This is a genomic window from Rhizobium atlanticum (assembly GCF_030182485.1).
Classification (GTDB): domain Bacteria; phylum Pseudomonadota; class Alphaproteobacteria; order Rhizobiales; family Rhizobiaceae; genus Rhizobium.
The window spans coordinates 222,189-240,017 of sequence record NZ_JAQJCJ010000009.1 but is presented as its reverse complement, the minus strand read 5'-3'; the positions used below and the strand labels follow the sequence as shown (position 1 = coordinate 240,017).

The window sequence follows — 17,829 nt, the reverse complement described above, 5'->3', positions numbered from 1 at the left end:
CGAAACTGCGCGTCGACATGCGCATCGAGATCAAGCGGCTGCATCAGGCGACCGGCAAGACCATCGTCTATGTCACCCACGACCAGATCGAGGCGATGACGCTCGCCACCCGCATCGCCGTGATGAAGGACGGCATCGTCCAGCAGTTCGGCACGCCGGCGGAGATCTACAACAATCCCGCCAACATGTTCGTCGCCGACTTCATGGGCTCGCCGGCGATGAACCTGGTGAAGGCCTCGGTCGAAAACGGCGCCGGCGGCCTTGCGGTCTCGCTCGAACGGCCGAACGCCGCCCCGCTCAGGCTTCCCGTCACGACAACCGCCAACGGCCTTTCCTCCTATGCCGGCCGGCAGGTGATCTTCGGCATCCGCCCCGAGGCGCTGACCGATCCCGATGGCGCCGACCGCAATGCCCGCTCGCTCACCGAAGGCGACTGCCTGATCGAGGTTGTCGAACCGGCCGGCTCCGACACCTTCGCCGTCACCAAGCTCGGCGGCAAGGAAGTCGTCGCGCGCCTGCGCGCCGATGCCGGCATCGCGCCCGGCCAGCACACACGCCTCGCCTTCAACCTCGACAAGGCCGTCTTCTTCGATCCGGAAACGCAGGCGCGGATCGCGTGATCACCAGGTGTTGACATGAGCGGTTCACCAGACATCGTCATCATCGGCTCGGGCGTCGGCGGCGCCACCGTCGCTGCCGGCCTGGCTGTATCAGGTGCGCAGATATTGGTCCTCGAAGCCGGCGATCATATTGCTGATCTTCCCGTCAATCGCGACCAGCGCGCCATCTTCCAGCGTGGCCACTTCCGGCCGAATGAGACGTGGTACGAGGCGAACGGCAGGGGCTTCAACCCCGGCAACTATTACAATGTCGGCGGCAACTCGAAATTCTACGGCGCCGTCCTGTCACGCTACCGCAAAGAGGATTTCGACGTCATTGAACATCGGGAAGGCGTGTCGCCGGCGTGGCCCTTTCCCTATGAAGAGCTGGAGCCCTGGTATTCGAAGGCGGAGCTGATGTATCAGGTTCGCGGCAGTCTTGGCGAAGATCCGACCGAACCGCATCACTCGGTTGCCTACGAATTCCCGCCCGTGCCCGATGAGGCGCCGGTCGCCGACGTCAGGGCACGCCTCAAGGCGAAAGGCCTGCATCCGTTTTCGCTGCCGCTCGGCCTGGATCTCGATGCCTGGCTCTCCAAGGCACGCACGCCCTGGGATGCGCATCCGAATTCGCGGGACGGCAAGATGGATGCCGAGACCGCAGCGCTCGCGGTGGCGCTGAAACACGAGAACGTGCGGCTTGAGACCAATGCACGGGTGATACGGCTCGACACGGGGGCGGGGAGCCGGATCGACCGGATCACCTATGTCAAGGACGGACAGACGCTGACCGTCTCGCCCAGGATCGTCATTCTTTCCGCCGGTGCGGTCCAGTCATCCGTGCTTTTGCTCCGTTCGAAGAACGACCGCTTCCCGAAGGGGCTCGCCAACTCTTCCGATCAGGTGGGCCGCAACTTCATGAACCACAACGCCTCGGCCGTGATAGCGCTCTCGCCGCGCTTCAGGAACACCGCCGTCTACCAGAAGACCTTCGCCTTCAACGACTTCTATCTCTCGGACGGGGAGGGCGGACCACCGCTCGGCAATGTGCAGTTGCTGGGGCGTATTTCCGAAAAGGTCCTCAAAGGCTCTCTGCCGCAGGCGCCGGAATGGCTTCTGCGTTTCATGACGGACCATGCCATCGACTTCTATGCGATGAGCGAGGACGTTCCGAATCCCGAAAGCCGCGTGATGGTCGACGGCGATCGGATCATCCTTAAATGGCAGAGGACCAACTGGGACGCGCATCTTGCGCTTGTCGCCAAGCTGAAGGCAATCCTGCGGTCGATCGGTTTTCCGATCGTGCTATCCAGACCCTTCGACAAACGCACGCCGTCCCATCAGTGCGGAACGATCCGCATCGGAAACGACCCGGCAACAGCGCCACTGGATCCATACTGCCGATCCTACGATCACGGCAATCTTTTCGTCGTCGACGCCGGTTTTCTCCCCACATCGGCTGCAGTCAATCCCGCGCTCACGGTCGCCAGCCAAGCGCTCAGAGTTGCCCATCACATCGCATCGACGGATTTGCAGACACAGGGAGATCCATTAATGCGCGCCGGCTTCAACTAGGACAGTAAAATGGGATTCGATTATATCATCACCGGTGCCGGTCCTGCGGGCTGCGTTCTTGCAAGCCGCCTCAGCGAAGATCCCGATGTCAAGGTACTGCTGCTGGAGGCGGGCGGAGGCGACTGGAATCCTCTTTTCCACATGCCCGCCGGCTTCGCCAGGATGACCAAGGGCGTCGCCAGTTGGGGATGGGAAACCGTGCCCCAGAAGCACATGAAGGGCAGGGTGCTTCGCTACACTCAGGCAAAGATCATCGGCGGCGGCTCGTCGATCAATGCACAGCTCTACACCCGTGGAAACGCGGCCGATTATGATCTCTGGGCCAGTGAAGACGGCTGCGAGGGCTGGGACTACCGTTCGATCCTGCCCTATTTCAAACGTGCCGAGGACAATCAACGTTTCGCCGACGACTACCACGCCTATGGCGGTCCGCTGGGTGTCTCCATGCCGGCTGCACCGTTGCCGATCTGCGACGCCTATATTCGCGCGGGGCAGGAGCTCGGCATACCCTATAATCACGACTTCAACGGCCGCCAGCAGGCCGGCGTCGGATTTTATCAGCTCACCCAGCGCAACCGCCGGCGGTCATCGGCATCGTTTGCCTATCTCTCGCCAATCAAAAATCGAAAGAATCTGATGATCCGGACGGGCGCGCGCGTCGTCCGCATCATGCTGGAGGCAGGCCGCGCGGTCGGCGTCGAGATCGCGACCGAACACGGTCTGGAGGTCGTGCGGGCTGAACGCGAAGTGCTCGTCTCGTCAGGCGCGATCGGGTCGCCGAAGCTCCTGTTGCAGTCCGGGATAGGGCCGGCCGACCATTTGACCTCGGTTGGCGTCAGGCCCCTCCACGATCTGCCCGGCGTCGGCGGCAATCTTCAGGACCATCTCGACCTGTTCGTTATCGCAGAATGCACTGGCGATCACACCTATGACGGCGTCGCGAAGCTCCACCGGACACTGTGGGCCGGAATTCAATATGTTCTCTTCCGCACCGGTCCGGTCGCCTCCTCACTGTTCGAGACCGGCGGCTTCTGGTATGCCGATCCCGACGCACGGTCTCCCGATATCCAGTTCCACCTCGGCCTCGGTTCTGGCATCGAAGCAGGCGTCGAGCGGCTCAAGAACGCCGGGGTCACGCTCAACTCGGCCTATCTGCATCCGCGCTCGCGAGGGACGGTGCGTCTCTCATCCGCCGATCCGGGTGCGGCTCCCTTGATCGATCCCAACTACTGGTCCGATCCTCACGATAGGAAGATGTCGCTGGAGGGGCTCAAGATTGCCCGCGAAATCATGCAGCAGGCGGCGCTGAAACCCTATGTCATGGCCGAAAGGTTTCCCGGGCCGAAGGTCGTGACCGACGAGCAGCTTTTCGACTATGGCTGCGCCAATGCCAAGACCGACCATCATCCGGTGGGCACCTGCAAGATGGGAACCGGGTCTGACGCGGTTGTCGGGCTCGATCTCAAGGTCCACGGCCTGGAAGGCCTCAGGGTCTGCGATTCCTCCGTCATGCCGCGCGTGCCGTCATGCAACACCAACGCGCCGACGATCATGGTCGGCGAAAAAGGATCGGACCTCATCCGGGGCCTGCCTGCGCTGCCGTCGGCGGTCTTCGCCCATGAGCGCAATGATACGAGGCCGCGGGCCCGCGCCGAGATCCGCTAAGGAGTAACGACGATGTCTGAAGTGAAAGTTGCAGTGCTTGGCGCCTCGGGCTGGATGGGAAAGGTCCACACGATGGCCTATCAGACCTTTCAGCATTTCTTCGGCGTGTCGGGCGGAACGGCGCGGATCGTGGCGCTTGTCGACAGCAACCCTGACGTAGCGCAGGATATCGGCAACAGGGCGCCGGGGGCCAGGATCTACCAGGATTGGAAGCTGGCGGTCACCGATCCCGAAGTCGATCTGATCGATATCTGTCTGCCCGACCATCTTCACTATCTGGTGGCCAAGGCCGCGCTGCTGGCCGGCAAACATGTCTATTGCGAGAAGCCGCTGGCAAACACCGCCGATGAAGCGCGGGAGCTGGCCGAGATCGCTAAAGAGAAGGGAGTCATTACACGTGTCGGACACGCGTTTCCCCGAAACCCCGTTCATGATTTGGCGAAAGAGATCATCCAATCCGGTGAAATCGGCGAGATAAAGCTGTTTCGCGGCTGCCAGCATGTCGACATGTATGGGGATCCCACAGCGCCGTACATGTGGCGTGCCGATGGCAAGCTCGCGCCGACCGGGATCGTCGGCGACACCGGTTCGCACATCTTCAGCTTCATGGATTTCCTCGTTGGCCGCGTCAGCTCCCTGATCGCCGACAATCTCATCGTCACCCCGCGCCGGCCGATCGTCGAGGGGCTTGCCTATGGGGAGCAGGTGAACCTGTCAGGCAACGAGGCCTGGGCCGATATCACCAATCCCGACGCGACGAACCTGCTGTGCCGGTTCGAAAACGGCGCCGCCGGCATCGTCGACTTCAGCCGCGTCGCCACCGGCCGCAAATTCATGCAGACCTATGAAATCTACGGAACGAAGGGCAGCATCGCCTATACCTATGACGAGATTAACCGGCTGCGTTTTTACTCCAACGACGACAACACGGGACGCCGGGGCTTTCGCGAGATCGACGTCGGTCCTGAGAACCCCACCTTCAGGGCCTTCCTTCCGCTGCCGAATTTCGGCATTGGCTACAATGAAAGCAAGATCATCGAGGTGGCGGAGGTGATCCGATCGATTGTCGCAAACAAACCGATGTGGCCGACATTCGATACCGGCCACCATATCTGCCAGATCGTCGACGCATGCATGGAGTCCTCCCGGCAGAGACGCTGGGTGGATATCCCGCTCAATTGATTGTGGCGAGCCGATGACAATAGACGTTCCGCAGGAAATTCTTGACGCACTGACCGACGTCGATATGCCGCGGCTTCCGCCGGAGGCTCCCGCTTCCGGGGTAGCCTGCCTCGCTGGTTTCGACGTGCCGATCTACCGCGCCGGTTGCGTTGTCGTCGGATCCGGCGCTGCGGGTCTGCGTGCGGCGGTGGAAATGAAACGGCGCGGCGTCGATGTCGTCATCATCAGCCAAAGCGCATGGGGCGGAACCTCGGCCTGCTCTGGCTCTGACAAGCAAACCCTGCACACCGCAAACACGGCCGATCAAGGCGACAATTACCGGGCGATGGCCCGCGCCATCGGCGGCGGCGGCGCCATGGACGAAGACACGGCCTATGTCGAGGCGGTGGGCTCGTCGCGGATGATGGCGTCGCTGCAGTTCTTGGGGCTGCCGCTGCCCCAGGATTCGCTTGGCGGAACGCTGAGATATCAGACCGACCATGACGAGGTCGGGCGCGCCACCAGCTGCGGCCCGCGCACCTCGCGGCTGATGGTCAAGGTGCTGGCGGAGGAGGCGATCCGGCTCTGCGTGCCGTTCTACAACCAGACCACCGCGGTCAAAATCCTCACCGAGGGCGCGGTGGCTGATCGTCATGTCGCCGGCATGCTCGTCATGCGCGCCGGCGACCGTAGGCAGGAGAACCCGCTCGGCATCGCCTTGTTCGTGAGTGATGTGATTGTGCTCGCCGCCGGCGGCCCGGGCGAACTCTATCGCGACAGCGTTTACCCGAACGGCTGCTTCGGCTCCCTTGGATTGGCGCTGGAGGCAGGCGTCGAGCTCGTCAATTTGACCGAAAGCCAGTTCGGCATCGGGACGCGCAGGGAGGGCTTCCCGTGGAATCTGTCCGGCACGTACGTCCAAGCAATCCCACATATCTATTCGGTCGATGGCGAAGGCGCCGAACACCATTTCCTGGCGGAATATTATCGAAGCACCCGGGAGTTGGCGTCGAACATCTTCCGCAAGGGCTATCAATGGCCGTTCCATGCCACCCGCATGCTGGATTTCGGCTCGAGCCTAGTCGATCTCGCCATTTACCGTGAGACCGCAGCGGGTCGGCGCGTCTTTATGGACTTCAATCGCAATCCTCTGCCCGTTCCCGGCGACCTGCCATTCAGCCTGGAAAGGCTGGACGAGGATGTTCGGCTCTATCTCGGCAAGGCTGGCGCCGATCAGGAAATGCCGATCGATCGATTGAAGCATATGAACCCCCTCGCGATCGAACTCTATCGCCGCTACAAGATCGATATTGCCGAAGAGCCGCTGGAGTTCGCGGTCAACAACCAGCACATGAACGGCGGCATCATGGTCGATAGCTGGGGCCGCACCAATCTGGGTGGCTGCTACGCGGTCGGGGAGGCGGCGGGCACACATGGGGTAACAAGGCCCGGTGGAGCGGCGCTGAATGCCGGGCAGGTCTTCGGCACCCGGGTGGCCGAACACATCGGCGCCGGCGGCGGGGCGAAGCGGGCTGCCGCGGGACGTGTACCGGAGGCGGCGGAGGCGGGCATCGCCAATCTTCTTTCCGCGCTGCGGACCGAGAGCCCGCTCACCGTCAAAGCGGTCCGCTCGGCGGTGCAGGCACGCATGAGCGAGAAGGCGGGCATCATCTGCGATCAAAGGAGCGTCCGCCAGGCCTTGGTCGAAGCGCGGGCGCTGAACGTCGAAATCCGCGCCAACGGCCTCGCCTACGGTCGCGCGGCCGAAGCGGTCCGAGGCGTGCAATGGCGGCACATGGCGCTCGCCTCGGAAGCGGTGCTGAGTGCGCTGGACTTCTTCATCGGCAAGGGCGGCGGCAGTCGGGGAGCACGCGCGATCTGCGATGCACAGGGCGAATTCCTTCCGCTGGCGAGCGTCGGTCCACTGGAGCACTATCGCTTTCGCAAGGAAAGCGAAGCGCATCGCAAGCAACAGATCATCGTCCGGCTCGAAGGCGATGAGATCAGGCTTTCAACCCGTCCCAACCGCGAACTGGATGAAAGCGCCAGATCCTTTTTCGAGCGGGACTGGCCCGCCTGGCTGACGGGCCGCATCTACGACCTTGGCGCTGGCGTATGAGGCGACGCTGTAACCATATCAATCGGGATTTGCGACCGGCGGAGGAACTCGGATGCGCTCCGTATCGTCAGAGCCTTCTGTGACGGCTTCTTCGCTTTTGCGCACATGCCTCGGCGGATCTTTTCCTTCGACCGGTTTCGGCGACAACTGGTCGTCGGCCTGGATTTCGTCGGTATTGAGATAGTTCTTGCTTTCGCCCATGACGATCATTTCCGATTGGAGAATTGCGGGGCAGGAATGCGACCCTTCTGATCGGCGCGGCCTGTCTCAGGGTCGGAGCCGGGGACGCCGTCGCCCGCCTCGCGGCTGTTGCCCATGCTAACGGGAGGCTTGCGCTGGTCGTCGACATCTACCTCGGGCAGCTCGTCGTCCTGAGTATCCTCATTCAACGACTTCGGCGGAAGCTTGGCGGAATCGGGAATGGATTTCGTGCGCATCGGACAATCTCCTTTGCAGGCAAACTCCGGCAGCCATCGCAGGTTCCCTGATATTCTGCGATCGCTTACACGGCTTCATCTGCGGGAACATCGAGCTCTATCATGACGGGTGCGTGGTCGCTCGTATGCTCCCAGCCCCGCGGCTTACGCCGGACGGTCGCCGATCGAAGCCACGGCGCCACCGTCGGGCTGAGCAGAAAGTGGTCGATCCGAAGCCCGGCGTCGCGCTCGAAACTGTTCCGCCAATATTTCCAGAAGGTGTAGATGCGCTCGTCCGGATGCAGATGCCTGATGGCATCCGTCCAGCCTTGGGAGACGAGCTGGGCATAGGCTTTGCGGACTTCCGGCCTGAAAAGCGCATCGTCTCGCCAGCGCTCCGGCTTGTAGACGTCGATCTCCGTCGGCATGACGTTGAAATCACCGGCAAGGATGGAAGGCACCTCGATTTCGAGCAGTTCGGCGGCATAGGCGTGCAGGCGACGGAACCAGCGAAGCTTGTATTCGAACTTGATGCTGGGAAAAGGATTGCCGTTCGGCAGATACAGGCATCCGATCAGCATGCCCTCGATGACGGCTTCGATATATCGGCTGTGGGTATCGTCAGGATCGCCCGGAAGACCGCGCCGGGTCAGTATCGGTATCTTGTCCTTTGCCAGGATGGCGACACCGTTCCAGGATCGCTGCCCGTGCCAGACGGCGCCGTAGCCGGCCCGTTCGACCTCCTTTCGCGGAAACGTGGCGTCGTCGGTTTTCAATTCCTGAAGGCAGGCGATATCGGGGGCATCCTCCTTCAGCCAGCGGAGCAGGTTGTTCAGTCGCCCGTTGATGCCGTTGACATTGTAGGTTGCAATTTTCATGGGCTCACGCCGCGACGGTGGCCAGATCCAGAAGCTGGCCGCAATCTACTGGTTCACTGGTCGGGCCTCACGGGCATAATTTTTCGCGGCATCCTTCAGAAACGCTCCTGAGTTTCCTCCTCCGGTAGTCCGCGCCCGCAGTCGGCCCAGTCAAGCCGGCTCTCAACGCCGTAATGACCTGCCGGGCGTATCCTGTCGGGTTGATCGAGCGAACCGACTGTCACGCGGATCAGTTCGTCGCCGTCATACTGAAGAAAGAGCGGCGTTCCGCATGCGCCGCAAAAGCCACGTGTCGCGATGGGTGAGGATCGGTATACGGCAGGGGGAGCCTTTGTCCAGGCGAGATCTTGAACCTTGGCCTGGACAAGAACCGCGAAAGGTCCTCCGGTCGCCTTCTTGCACATGTCGCAATGGCAGTATCCCGAATGCGGCTGATCGCCGCTGAATTCATATCGGCAGGATCCGCACAGGCAGCCGCCGGTCCATTGGCTCGCCATTGTGGTCCTCTCAGCGCGTTGCGCCGAAGACGAAGGCGATGCCGGCGACGATCGCCGCAGCCGTCAGCGGCTGCCGGCGGATCCGATCCTCAATGTCCTGGACAAAGCTCTTCGCTTCGGCCTTTGCCAGGCGGGCTGTTCCGGAAGCCAGCTCGGAGGCGGATTCGGCCACCCGGCCGGCTTCTTTCTGAAGCGCGCGTAACTCTTCGCGATTTGCATCGAATCTGTCCGAGGCGCGGGCTGTTTGTCCGGTAGAGCGCAAGGCTTGATCGACCAGCGGGTACTCTTGGTCAACCGCGGTCGGATCAGGCTCCCGCTTCACGCGCTCAGCCGCCTCTACATCGCTGCGGCCGGCGGGAATGGAGGTATGAGTAGCGGAAACAGGATCAGAAGCAGGAAACGTGTCTTCGATCGCTTTGTCGAGTTCGCCCTTTCGGGATTGTTTGCGCTGCTCCGCCTGCTCTTTTCGCAAGGACTGGACGGCGGGTGATTCATTCGGGTTCGGCATCGCGGGTTCCTCCGTTGCATTTTGATAATCAAAAGCGACCACGACGAAAGAAGTTCCAGAAAAATGCGTCCGCGCCTCATCCAACATCACGATGGCGACAAAGTCGACAATACACGCGCAGAGGCAGTATTTTTGATGGCAGCGCTCGTATTTTTAGGGGCGTATCCACTGTTTGCCGGACCAAAGTCCTGCCTTTTCTTAGTACCTAGGTCCGGTTGCATTTAGCCCTCAGAAAGGCGAAAATTCCCAGGCGTCGAACGGGCGTAGGAACGGCGAAGAACGGATGAACAAGGCAATGGCATTGACTGTCTCGAAACGAGGTTTTTTGAGATTGGGCGGCTGCGCTGCCGTCGCCTTCGTGGTTGCCGCATCACCCGTGACGATTAACCTCGACGGCTCCTTTCGCGTTCTGAGGGCGAAACACGCAGAGGCAAAAGACGGCAATAATGGGAACGGCAATGGGGGCGGCAACGGCGGCGGAAACGGCGGCGGAAACGGCAACGGTGGAGGAGGCGGCAACGGGGGAGGCAATGGCAACGGGGGCGGAAACGGCAATAGTGGCTCCGGCAACAGCTCAGGTGGAAGCTCCAGCAGCAACGCCGGATCCTCTTCCTCCTCGGCTTCGACGTCGACAGGATCGAAGGCCAGAGCGACCGAAGGTACCGATGGGTCGATCAACGTTCGCCACGCGAACGGCATCACCGAAAGCCTGCGCAGCGGCCGCTATATCATGAAGGACTCGAAGGGCAGGACGATCATAAGCCGGCAGGCGACGGCTGGCGACGCAAGCCGGCTAAGCCGGTTCCTTCGCTGAGGCAGAATTCGGAACGCCGTAGGAATCATCGGTCGACCCGGTGCTATCGCCGTTCACGCCATTGCAGGGCCGCCTCGGTCCTGTTCGAGGCGCCGAGCTTGCTCAGGATCTGGGTCATATGGTGCTTTACGGTCTTTTCCTGCAAGTTGAGGCGCAGGCCGATATGCTTGTTTGACAGACCTTGGGCGACGAGATCCATCACCTCGCGCTCCCTTGGCGTCAGACTGTTCTTGTCGGAGTTTCCGTTTTGTAGCGAATTTTCCATCGCCTTCGCCGACATCGTCGGCGAGACATATCGCGATCCGCTGAGGACGGTTTTAATCGCTTCGGCGAGACCGCGGGAACCGACACCTTTAAGAACGTAGCCCATCGCGCCCTGCTGCAGGGCTCCGAGCAGCGTGTCCACCTCCTCGGATACCGTCAACATCAGCACTTTCGTCGTCGGGCTCAGCGCCAGGACGTCGCCGATCGCAGCCAATCCGCCGCCGGGCATCGAGACATCGAGGAGCATGATGTCGGGACGGTTGTTTGAAGCGATCATGGCAGCATCTTCGCTGTTGGCCCCTTCGCCAATGACCACGAAGTCGCTCATCTCCGACAAGCTGCGCGTTACGCCCTCGCGAAAAAGCGGGTGGTCGTCCACGACGCCGACGGTGATTGGTGTCATCTCTACTCTCCAGCTTCCATAGGCTCGAAGGTCATGGTCACGGTCGTTCCGCCTTCACCCGTCTTGATATCGAAAGATCCCCCCAGGCTGTCGATGCGTTCGCGCAGCCCAACCAGGCCGAGGCTTGTCGGCCTCACCTCCGTCGGGTCGAACCCATCGCCCCGATCACTGACCTCCACACAAACATGACCATTGTGCGACACGGCTTTCACGCTCTGCTGAACGCCGCCGCCGTGGCGATAGGCGTTGTTCAAGGCTTCCTGAACGAAGCGATAGATACAGATCTTTACGGCAGCAGCGAGCTCGGGTCCATCCTCGTCGATGTTCGTTTCGACAACGGTTTCGGTCTTGTGCCGATGCGCTTCGACGACCCGCAGCACGATATCGGTGATGGAGGACTTTTCGATCTGCGGCAGCACCAGTCCGCTGCAGATATTGCGGATTTCCGTCATGGCCTCGGCGAGACTCGAGCGTATCCACGCAAGTTCTTTTTCGCGCGCTTCGGGCTCGGTGGACGCATTGATCAATAAATCGCTGTCCAGTCGCAGTGAAGCATAGGCAATGTGCTGTGCCGGACCGTCGTGAAGATCGGCGCCGATGCTGCGCAGATATGTTTCGTTCAGCGCCGCTACACGCTGCGAAGCGCGCTGCAGCCGCCGCTGGAGCCCGCGATTTTCAGCCAGCAGCGAAGACAATTCCTGGACCCGTTCCTTGAGATCCCTGCGCTGCGCTTCTATCGTGCGGCTTCCGCGAAAAACCAGGGCGGAGAGAACGAGGAAAAAGACGCCAGTGAGAGCGGCGACCGCCCCCCAGCTCTGCAGCCTCGCGTGGGCCAGGCTGTCGCCAAGGCCTTCCGCCGTCTCGTAGAATTCGAGCACAGCGACCGCCTGGCCGGACCACGGCTGGAGAACCGGATTGTAGATTTCCATAAGCGGCTTGCCGAGCGCGCGCTCGGCGCCGCTTTCAGGGTCATCGGAAATCTCGTAGCGCGCAACGAGGGAGCCGGCGAATGCCTTCTCCAGCTTGGCGTTCAGGGGAAACTTCTGGCCCACCAGTTCCTTGTCGTTCGAATAGAGGATGGTGCCGTCGTTTCGCCACAACCTGAATGAGACAAGGCGCCTGCCAAGCGCCCCCTGGCCGAGCGTTTCGTCGAGAGCCTGGGCGCTGCCTTCGTCCAGCAGCGATTCCGTTTGCATGTCGGGAAGCAGCGGCGCCACCACACTGTCGACGTAAAGAGCCGTCGCCGCGCCGGAATTATGAATGACGGCTTCCTCGATCAGATGAGTGACAAGGATGCCCACCAGAAACATGGCGGCGATCGAGACCAAGCCACCCGCGATGAAAAATTGCGAGGCGAGTGAGCGGGCATTCCAGCGGCGCAGCCAATTCATTTTGATACCGGTAAGAGACTTTCCCGACTAAACCTACAGCGTCTTTAGAGTTTTTCCAGACTGTATCAGGGCAGATTCCTGGTATCGAAGACCTCAGCGCCTCTGATGCTCTCGGTCAGTTGGAGGCTATCGCCTGACATGGCTGCGCCGAAGACATAGAGAAGGCCGGCCAGAACGATGACGAGGGCGATGACGGACACGTTCCAGGCATCGTTCGTATGAGATCTGTTCCTTTGGGTCATATGCGGATCTCCTTCCGTATCGCTCAAACGACGCGGTCAGGCGACCGTTCCGCGTCGGGGACTTCGGTCGAAGGGGCTTGGGACCAAGGTCCGTCCCCGTGGACAACAGCGGATTCAGCCATATCTCAATTTCGATAGAGTTTGGCTTGGAGACTTGTGGTGACGGTTTCTGCGAACATCGAAGGCGCCGCATTTGCCGCGTCTCCCCCTCCGTTCGGGGCAGGCGTCGCCGACCTTTACCAAGCCCTTCTCGTGCCGATTCTCTTTGAGCCCTATGCGTTGGAAATGGCAATCGCAGCCGAACGGTCGAAGCCGGTCAGCGTGCTCGAAGTCGCGGCGGGGACCGGCGCCTTGACACGCGCTCTGCGGGCGAAGCTTGATCCGGCCGCAGAGATCGTTGCCACCGATCTCAGCCAGGCGATGATCGACGTCGGCGCACCATCTGTGACGATGTCGCGAACGCATTGGATGCACGCGGATGCGCAAGATCTGCCGTTCGCCCCTTTGATGTTCGATCTCGTCGTTTGCCAGTTCGGCGTCATGTTCTTTCCGGATAAGCCGAAGGCCCACGGCGAGGCGAAAAGAGTGTTGCGGAGCGGAGGCCATTTCCTGTTCTCGACGTGGGATTCGCTTGCTGAGAACGATTTCGCAAGATGTGTGGACGAATGCCTGACAAGCCTCTTCCCGTCGGATCCTCCCGATTTCCTCAGGCGCTTGCCATATTCTTACTTCGACCCCACCCCGATCAAGGCTGAAGTATCATCGGCGGGATTCGAGGCGGTTTCCTGCGAACGGCTCGAACTCACCTCCATCGCGGCCACAGCACAGGATGTCGCGACCGCTTTCTGCCGGGGCACGCCGCTCAGCGGAGAAATCGAATCGCGGGCGCCGGAGCGCATGTCGGAGATCGTTGATGAGGTGGCCGAGCGGGTGGCGTCCCGCTATGGCGCCCGTCCTTGCGGCAGCATGAGTGCCCTGGTCGTCTCCGGCCGCGCTCCTTAACCTCTTCCTAGTATCCTCTCGCGCGTGATTGTCCGTGCCGGGGCTCGTGCGGACAATCATTGTCCTGGCGCCTGGATTGAACCTACGGTCGCGGATTAGGGGATGAGGCGGTGGTTGAGGTAGGGAGAGGCATCGCGCCCATGACGTGCTGTTCGATCTCGACACAGGTTTCGTCATATTCCCGCACCAGCTTCAAATTGAACCGTCGCCTTCGAAGCCGATCACGCGCTTCGACCGCCATCTGATAGGCCTCGAAAAGCTCGAGCTGCCACGGGTCGCGCGCCTGCATGATCAGCGTCCGCATTTGCGGCAGACGCATGGCCAGGCGCCTGCGTCCTGCTTCCCGGCGGTTGGATCGTGTCATCTCCTCGGTCTCCTGCCCAAGCCCGCGATGCGATGGCGTGCGGCTCGAGAATAGCGCGGCTGAAGAATAATAAAATCCAGACCAAGGGCCGGGATGCCTCAGACCGAGGTCCGGGGCGTGGAACGACCTCGTCGCCAGCAAGTTGGTTTGGCAGCGGCAAGCAGGCCGCATTGAAAGGAAGGAGGAAAAGATGCTCTTCAAGCTTATTGCAGGCGCGGCAACTGCCATGACCCTGATGTCAGGTGTGGCATTCGCCCAGTCCTCGACCGTCAATGGTGCAGCTGGTGGCGCAATCACCGGAGCTATCGTTGGTGGTCCGGCCGGTGCTGCTATCGGCGGCGTTGCCGGTGCAGTCGTCGGCACGGCGATCGATCCGCCGCCGCAAAAGGTCGTCACCTATGTCCGCGAGGCTCCGGCACCGTCGGCACGAGTGGTCGTGAAGGAAAAGGTGGTCGTCGGCCAGCCCCTGCCGGAAACGGTCGTCGTGACCCCAGTTCCGGACGATCCGAAATATGCCTACGCGGTGGTCAATGACGAGCGTGTCATTGTCGAACCCTCGTCCCGCAAGGTGATTCAGGTGATCAAGTAACCTGATCGTTCACGTGGCTCTGCCGCGTTTTCCAAATCATCTTCAGATCAGCCGCACGATGGACGGCAGCGTCATCGTGCGGCCGCCGAGTCAGGAGAGGGAACATGATTTATCCCGAAGAGAAATCCGCTGGTTTCGCCGTGCCGCTGATCGCCATCCTCTTGGCGATCGTCGGCATTCTTGCCGTGCTGGTCGCGACCGGCGGTCACAGCAGCGCCGCGGCGCGCGTCTGGGTTCCCCAGGCGCAAGAGCAGGAGGCGGGCTGATGAATGGCATTGCGACGGTCGCCTTCGGCATCGTCAGCTCGGTTGGCGCCTGCATGGCAGCGGCATCCGTTGCCTCGCATGTTGTGGCGAATTCCGAACCGCGCGCGTTCACGGACCTTGCTGCCCCCGATCTGTGGACGACGAGTCCGGTGAAGGTCGATCCCCATCGGCAGCATTATGAACGAATTCCACCTGTCTATTCCAGCTATGTCACCGAGGCTCCGACCACCACGGTGCCAAGGGTGGCTTCGCAACCCGCTCGTCCGTGGACAGAACCTCAGAAACTGCGGCCAGAATTCGCTGCCGAGCACCTTGCCTGGTGCGCGCAGCGCTACCGTTCCTTCGATCCTGCGACCAACAGCTATCGATCCTATAGCGGCAGGACCCGCGAATGCTCTTCGCCGTTCCAGCAGGATATCGCCGAGAGCCATGAAGGCGGCGGCCCGAAAGTCAATGCCCAGGCAGCAGCCCGATGCGCCGCCCGCTATAGATCGTACCGACCGGAGGACAATACATATCAGCCATGGGAAGGACCGCGCCGCAGTTGCGACATGTCGGATCTGGTCGCGACGAGCAATTGACGGTTGACGGGCGAGCCGTACGAAACTGAACCGAACTGGCAAGCCAGACTAAAGTCCGTGTTGTAATCGCAGCGGTTGTGATATCCGGTTGTATTTGAGGGGCGGAGAGCGGGGATGGCAACGACGCTGATAGCAGAAATCCACCTGGCGCAGACAAGGCTTCCGTTCTTGAGCAGGGCGGAACGCGGAGCCCTTATCGTTCGTATTCTTCGCGAGTTGAAGATACTCCGTCGCGAAGTTCTCGGAAATGTGCCGGCCGATCGCTGCGTTTGGATCGATAAACTGATTGCGTCGGTTTCTTCGACAGTATCGGAAATCGTTACGATGCCGGACGCCGAGTTCAACCGTGTCTTGAACGAGTTCGAAAAGCTCATGGCAACGCTGCATAACATTTCGCACCCGCAGAAGCCGTCGAAGACGGTTCACTAGCGTCGGTTAAGGCGACGTACGATCGCGCCGGAAACCGATCCCAGCGCGGGAGCGTTCTCCTTCTATGATCGAAACAAAATCGCCCGCTGACCAGGACGAGAGGTCGCTCCGTGACGATGAGCCGAAGCCAGGTGCAGAGGTTTCCTTCCCTTACGACAGGATGACTGTCGAGCAGTTTCGAAACCGCTTCCCTCGTGCCCGCTGGAACGACGTGCGAAAGGCCTGGTTCGTTCCCGGCCGAACGGCGTCCCGTCGCATCGGCCGATGGCTTGCCGAGCTGGAGGCCGAAGCCGACGCGCATGCGGATGCGAAGGGACGCGATGCCTTCGCCTTCGATCCCATCGACAGTCCATATCTGGAACTTGGTAAGGCCGGCTTTCGAATCCGAACGCCCTATTCAAAAACCGTCGTCGACGAACTTCGCGAGGTGCCGTTCTCGCGATGGGACGGCGATCTTCGAATATGGCACGTGCCCTTTCGATCCTATGAGGAGCTGAGACGCAGATGGCCTGAGATCGAAGCGGCGGCTCGCAGAAACGAACCGGAGGAGAGGCGACGGCGTGCCGACGAGCGGAAGGGAACCGAACAGGAGATGCGCAGCAGGCTTCGCGCAGCGGAACGCAAGCGCCGCCGTTACCCGCTTCCGACCGACGACCTGCCGCCGACAGGACGTCCGGTGGCCACCTCGTATGGGATCGTCGTCTTCACAGAAATCACCGGCGAACTGGTCGATCCGGCTCTCGTCGCGGATTTCTACCCCGGGGTCACCGAGGATCATCTCTGGGGGTACTGGCGGGTCCCGACATTCGACGAACTTGTCCGTAGCTGGCCTGCGAAAACGCCTCCCCGCCGGGATGCCGAATGGTGGCAGCCGATGATCGAAGAACTGAGGCCCGCCCGGCGCGCCGCAAGAGCACGCGAAGCCAGGAAGCAAGCGAAGGCGCCGTGACCGGAGCCTGCCACCGGTCCTGCGGACTTGTAGCTGTGTCGGAGGATGTCCGGCTGGTGTGGGAACAAATTCCCACGTCGTCCATTTGTTGTCCATGAAAACAGCCCTGCCGATGTCGCTGCTCGCTCTGGCCCTTTCCGTTGGCGGCGCCTCCGCGCGGGAGCTTCTCCCCGAAACGATCAACGCCGCTTCCATTGCCGACATCGGGAAAGGAAAGCTGCAACCCGCAGATCCGGACCCGGCGATCATCCGCCTACAGGTCCTGCTCGACCGCGCGGGCTCGTCTCCCGGCGTGGTCGACGGTCTCTCCGGCGAGAATGTCGACAAGGCGGTGGCCGGCTTCGAGGCGATGAACAAACTTCCCGTGGACGGCAGGCCGGATCCGGATGTCGCCTCCCGGTTGGAAGACAATTCCCCCGTCGTTGAGAGCTATGTTGTCTCGCCGGAGGACGCCACGGGGCTGGTCGACAGGATTCCTGAGGATTACGGCGAGAAGGCAAAGATGCAGAGCCTCGGCTATACCAGCGTTGCGGAGAAGCTGTCTGAGCGCTTCCACATGGATCTCGATCTCTTGAATGCACTTAACCCTGGCTCGCATTTCGCGCCCGGCGAAAAGGTGTGGGTCGTTAATCCCGGCCCTCCCAGGCAAGGCAAAGTCAAGAGCATCGAGGCTGACAAGAAGTCAGGGCAGGTGCTGGCCTATGGCGAGGATGGGTCCCTAATTGCCGTCTATCCCGCGACGATCGGCAGCGAGGACAATCCGGCGCCTTCAGGAAAACACAAGATCAAGGGCGTCTCGAGAATGCCGGTTTACCGATACGATCCGATGCGAAATTTCAAGCAGGGAAAGAACAACAAGGTTCTGACGATCCCGAAGGGGCCGAACGGTCCCGTCGGCAGCGTTTGGATCGATCTGACCGAGCCGACCTATGGCATACACGGCACACCGGAGCCGAAGCTCATCGACAAGGTCGGCTCGCATGGCTGCGTGCGGCTGACGAATTGGGACGCCGAAGAGCTGGCCGGCATGGTCAAGCCGGGCGTCCTGGTCGAATTCGTCAATCGCAGTCCCGCCGCTCCGAAGTGAAGCGCAGGATCTGCGACTACCTACACGCTA

The 17,829-nt window shown here is 61.3% G+C and carries 22 protein-coding genes; 13 read left to right on the top strand and 9 right to left on the bottom strand.

Annotated features, from left to right (window positions below; translation table 11 throughout):
• The 5 genes from PH551_RS15630 to PH551_RS15610 form a co-directional block, all read left to right on the top strand.
• Positions 1-620, top strand: a 620-nt coding sequence (locus PH551_RS15630; protein WP_285193663.1) for an ABC transporter ATP-binding protein, incomplete at its 5' end; no start/stop codon positions are given.
• 15 nt (positions 621-635) lie between these two features.
• Complete coding sequence (locus PH551_RS15625; protein ID WP_285193662.1) at positions 636-2,174, top strand: GMC oxidoreductase; 1,539 nt, start codon at positions 636-638, stop codon at positions 2,172-2,174.
• Positions 2,175-2,183: 9 nt separating this feature from the next.
• On the top strand, positions 2,184-3,839 hold the full coding sequence (locus tag PH551_RS15620; protein ID WP_285193661.1) for a GMC family oxidoreductase: 1,656 nt from the start codon (positions 2,184-2,186) through the stop codon (positions 3,837-3,839).
• Between the two features lie 12 nt (positions 3,840-3,851).
• The gene (locus PH551_RS15615; RefSeq protein WP_285193660.1) at positions 3,852-5,021 is read left to right on the top strand and encodes a Gfo/Idh/MocA family protein; all 1,170 of its coding nucleotides are present in this window, start codon (positions 3,852-3,854) and stop codon (positions 5,019-5,021) included.
• Between the two features lie 13 nt (positions 5,022-5,034).
• Positions 5,035-7,119 carry an FAD-dependent oxidoreductase gene (locus tag PH551_RS15610; protein WP_285193659.1) on the top strand — a complete coding sequence of 695 codons (2,085 nt, stop codon included), beginning with the start codon at positions 5,035-5,037 and terminating at the stop codon, positions 7,117-7,119.
• Positions 7,120-7,137: 18 nt separating this feature from the next.
• Here PH551_RS15610 and PH551_RS15605 read toward each other — a convergent pair whose 3' ends face one another.
• From PH551_RS15605 to PH551_RS15585, 5 genes are all read right to left on the bottom strand, one after another.
• Entirely contained in the window at positions 7,138-7,320 is a 183-nt protein-coding gene (locus tag PH551_RS15605; protein ID WP_085777852.1) for a hypothetical protein, read from the bottom strand.
• A 5-nt stretch (positions 7,321-7,325) separates the two neighbouring features.
• On the bottom strand, positions 7,326-7,556 hold the full coding sequence (locus tag PH551_RS15600; RefSeq protein WP_285193658.1) for a hypothetical protein: 231 nt from the start codon (positions 7,554-7,556) through the stop codon (positions 7,326-7,328).
• Positions 7,557-7,621: 65 nt separating this feature from the next.
• Complete coding sequence (gene xth, locus PH551_RS15595; protein WP_285193657.1) at positions 7,622-8,413, bottom strand: exodeoxyribonuclease III; 792 nt, start codon at positions 8,411-8,413, stop codon at positions 7,622-7,624.
• Positions 8,414-8,508: 95 nt separating this feature from the next.
• Positions 8,509-8,910 (bottom strand): GFA family protein, encoded by a 402-nt coding sequence (locus PH551_RS15590; RefSeq protein WP_285193656.1) that lies wholly within the window; start codon positions 8,908-8,910, stop codon positions 8,509-8,511.
• A 10-nt stretch (positions 8,911-8,920) separates the two neighbouring features.
• On the bottom strand, positions 8,921-9,418 hold the full coding sequence (locus tag PH551_RS15585; protein WP_097598746.1) for a hypothetical protein: 498 nt from the start codon (positions 9,416-9,418) through the stop codon (positions 8,921-8,923).
• 301 nt (positions 9,419-9,719) lie between these two features.
• On the opposite strand from PH551_RS15585, the gene PH551_RS15580 reads away from it, so the two are divergent.
• Positions 9,720-10,232 (top strand): hypothetical protein, encoded by a 513-nt coding sequence (locus tag PH551_RS15580; protein WP_285193667.1) that lies wholly within the window; start codon positions 9,720-9,722, stop codon positions 10,230-10,232.
• Positions 10,233-10,275: 43 nt separating this feature from the next.
• Here the strand turns inward: PH551_RS15580 and PH551_RS15575 are convergent, their stop codons facing one another.
• The 3 genes from PH551_RS15575 to PH551_RS15565 all read right to left on the bottom strand — a co-directional run bounded on the left by PH551_RS15575 (position 10,276) and on the right by PH551_RS15565 (position 12,532).
• Complete coding sequence (locus PH551_RS15575) at positions 10,276-10,899, bottom strand: LuxR C-terminal-related transcriptional regulator (RefSeq protein WP_285193655.1); 624 nt, start codon at positions 10,897-10,899, stop codon at positions 10,276-10,278.
• A gap of 2 nt (positions 10,900-10,901) precedes the next feature.
• On the bottom strand, positions 10,902-12,290 hold the full coding sequence (locus tag PH551_RS15570) for a sensor histidine kinase (RefSeq protein ID WP_085777856.1): 1,389 nt from the start codon (positions 12,288-12,290) through the stop codon (positions 10,902-10,904).
• A gap of 65 nt (positions 12,291-12,355) precedes the next feature.
• Positions 12,356-12,532, bottom strand: coding sequence for a hypothetical protein (locus tag PH551_RS15565; RefSeq protein ID WP_176536270.1), 177 nt, complete (start codon positions 12,530-12,532; stop codon positions 12,356-12,358).
• Positions 12,533-12,691: 159 nt separating this feature from the next.
• On the opposite strand from PH551_RS15565, the gene PH551_RS15560 reads away from it, so the two are divergent.
• Positions 12,692-13,534: a class I SAM-dependent methyltransferase gene (locus tag PH551_RS15560; RefSeq protein WP_183700803.1), complete on the top strand. Its 843-nt coding sequence runs from the start codon at positions 12,692-12,694 to the stop codon at positions 13,532-13,534.
• Between the two features lie 82 nt (positions 13,535-13,616).
• Here the strand turns inward: PH551_RS15560 and PH551_RS15555 are convergent, their stop codons facing one another.
• The gene (locus PH551_RS15555) at positions 13,617-13,898 is read right to left on the bottom strand and encodes a hypothetical protein (protein WP_097598724.1); all 282 of its coding nucleotides are present in this window, start codon (positions 13,896-13,898) and stop codon (positions 13,617-13,619) included.
• Between the two features lie 190 nt (positions 13,899-14,088).
• Between PH551_RS15555 and PH551_RS15550 the strand changes: the two genes are divergently transcribed.
• The 6 genes from PH551_RS15550 (at position 14,089) to PH551_RS15525 (ending at position 17,799) form a co-directional block, all read left to right on the top strand.
• The gene (locus tag PH551_RS15550; protein WP_085777859.1) at positions 14,089-14,487 is read left to right on the top strand and encodes a DUF1236 domain-containing protein; all 399 of its coding nucleotides are present in this window, start codon (positions 14,089-14,091) and stop codon (positions 14,485-14,487) included.
• A 104-nt stretch (positions 14,488-14,591) separates the two neighbouring features.
• Complete coding sequence (locus PH551_RS15545; RefSeq protein ID WP_285193654.1) at positions 14,592-14,753, top strand: hypothetical protein; 162 nt, start codon at positions 14,592-14,594, stop codon at positions 14,751-14,753.
• A complete protein-coding gene (locus PH551_RS15540) occupies positions 14,753-15,334 on the top strand; it encodes a BA14K family protein (protein WP_285193653.1) in 582 nt (193 codons plus the stop codon). Before PH551_RS15545 ends, PH551_RS15540 begins: the two co-directional genes overlap by 1 nt.
• Before the next feature lie 114 nt (positions 15,335-15,448).
• Positions 15,449-15,763: a hypothetical protein gene (locus tag PH551_RS15535; RefSeq protein WP_085777861.1), complete on the top strand. Its 315-nt coding sequence runs from the start codon at positions 15,449-15,451 to the stop codon at positions 15,761-15,763.
• A gap of 64 nt (positions 15,764-15,827) precedes the next feature.
• Positions 15,828-16,712 (top strand): hypothetical protein, encoded by an 885-nt coding sequence (locus PH551_RS15530; RefSeq protein WP_285193652.1) that lies wholly within the window; start codon positions 15,828-15,830, stop codon positions 16,710-16,712.
• 94 nt (positions 16,713-16,806) lie between these two features.
• Complete coding sequence (locus tag PH551_RS15525) at positions 16,807-17,799, top strand: L,D-transpeptidase family protein (RefSeq protein ID WP_285193651.1); 993 nt, start codon at positions 16,807-16,809, stop codon at positions 17,797-17,799.
• The last annotated feature ends 30 nt before the right edge of the window (positions 17,800-17,829 follow it).

Bases quoted from the DNA above. Each gene is read 5' to 3' on its own strand.
- PH551_RS15625 (WP_285193662.1), top strand. From the start codon at position 636: ATGAGCGGTTCACCAGACATCGTCATCATCGGCTCGGGCGTCGGCGGC.
- PH551_RS15620 (WP_285193661.1), top strand. From the start codon at position 2,184: ATGGGATTCGATTATATCATCACCGGTGCCGGTCCTGCGGGCTGCGTT.
- PH551_RS15615 (WP_285193660.1), top strand. From the start codon at position 3,852: ATGTCTGAAGTGAAAGTTGCAGTGCTTGGCGCCTCGGGCTGGATGGGA.
- PH551_RS15610 (WP_285193659.1), top strand. From the start codon at position 5,035: ATGACAATAGACGTTCCGCAGGAAATTCTTGACGCACTGACCGACGTC.
- PH551_RS15605 (WP_085777852.1), bottom strand. From the start codon at position 7,320: ATGGGCGAAAGCAAGAACTATCTCAATACCGACGAAATCCAGGCCGAC.
- PH551_RS15600 (WP_285193658.1), bottom strand. From the start codon at position 7,556: ATGCGCACGAAATCCATTCCCGATTCCGCCAAGCTTCCGCCGAAGTCG.
- xth (WP_285193657.1), bottom strand. From the start codon at position 8,413: ATGAAAATTGCAACCTACAATGTCAACGGCATCAACGGGCGACTGAAC.
- PH551_RS15590 (WP_285193656.1), bottom strand. From the start codon at position 8,910: ATGGCGAGCCAATGGACCGGCGGCTGCCTGTGCGGATCCTGCCGATAT.
- PH551_RS15585 (WP_097598746.1), bottom strand. From the start codon at position 9,418: ATGCCGAACCCGAATGAATCACCCGCCGTCCAGTCCTTGCGAAAAGAG.
- PH551_RS15575 (WP_285193655.1), bottom strand. From the start codon at position 10,899: ATGACACCAATCACCGTCGGCGTCGTGGACGACCACCCGCTTTTTCGC.
- PH551_RS15570 (WP_085777856.1), bottom strand. From the start codon at position 12,290: ATGAATTGGCTGCGCCGCTGGAATGCCCGCTCACTCGCCTCGCAATTT.
- PH551_RS15565 (WP_176536270.1), bottom strand. From the start codon at position 12,532: ATGACCCAAAGGAACAGATCTCATACGAACGATGCCTGGAACGTGTCC.
- PH551_RS15555 (WP_097598724.1), bottom strand. From the start codon at position 13,898: ATGACACGATCCAACCGCCGGGAAGCAGGACGCAGGCGCCTGGCCATG.
- PH551_RS15550 (WP_085777859.1), top strand. From the start codon at position 14,089: ATGCTCTTCAAGCTTATTGCAGGCGCGGCAACTGCCATGACCCTGATG.
- PH551_RS15545 (WP_285193654.1), top strand. From the start codon at position 14,592: ATGATTTATCCCGAAGAGAAATCCGCTGGTTTCGCCGTGCCGCTGATC.
- PH551_RS15540 (WP_285193653.1), top strand. From the start codon at position 14,753: ATGAATGGCATTGCGACGGTCGCCTTCGGCATCGTCAGCTCGGTTGGC.
- PH551_RS15535 (WP_085777861.1), top strand. From the start codon at position 15,449: ATGGCAACGACGCTGATAGCAGAAATCCACCTGGCGCAGACAAGGCTT.
- PH551_RS15530 (WP_285193652.1), top strand. From the start codon at position 15,828: ATGATCGAAACAAAATCGCCCGCTGACCAGGACGAGAGGTCGCTCCGT.
- PH551_RS15525 (WP_285193651.1), top strand. From the start codon at position 16,807: ATGAAAACAGCCCTGCCGATGTCGCTGCTCGCTCTGGCCCTTTCCGTT.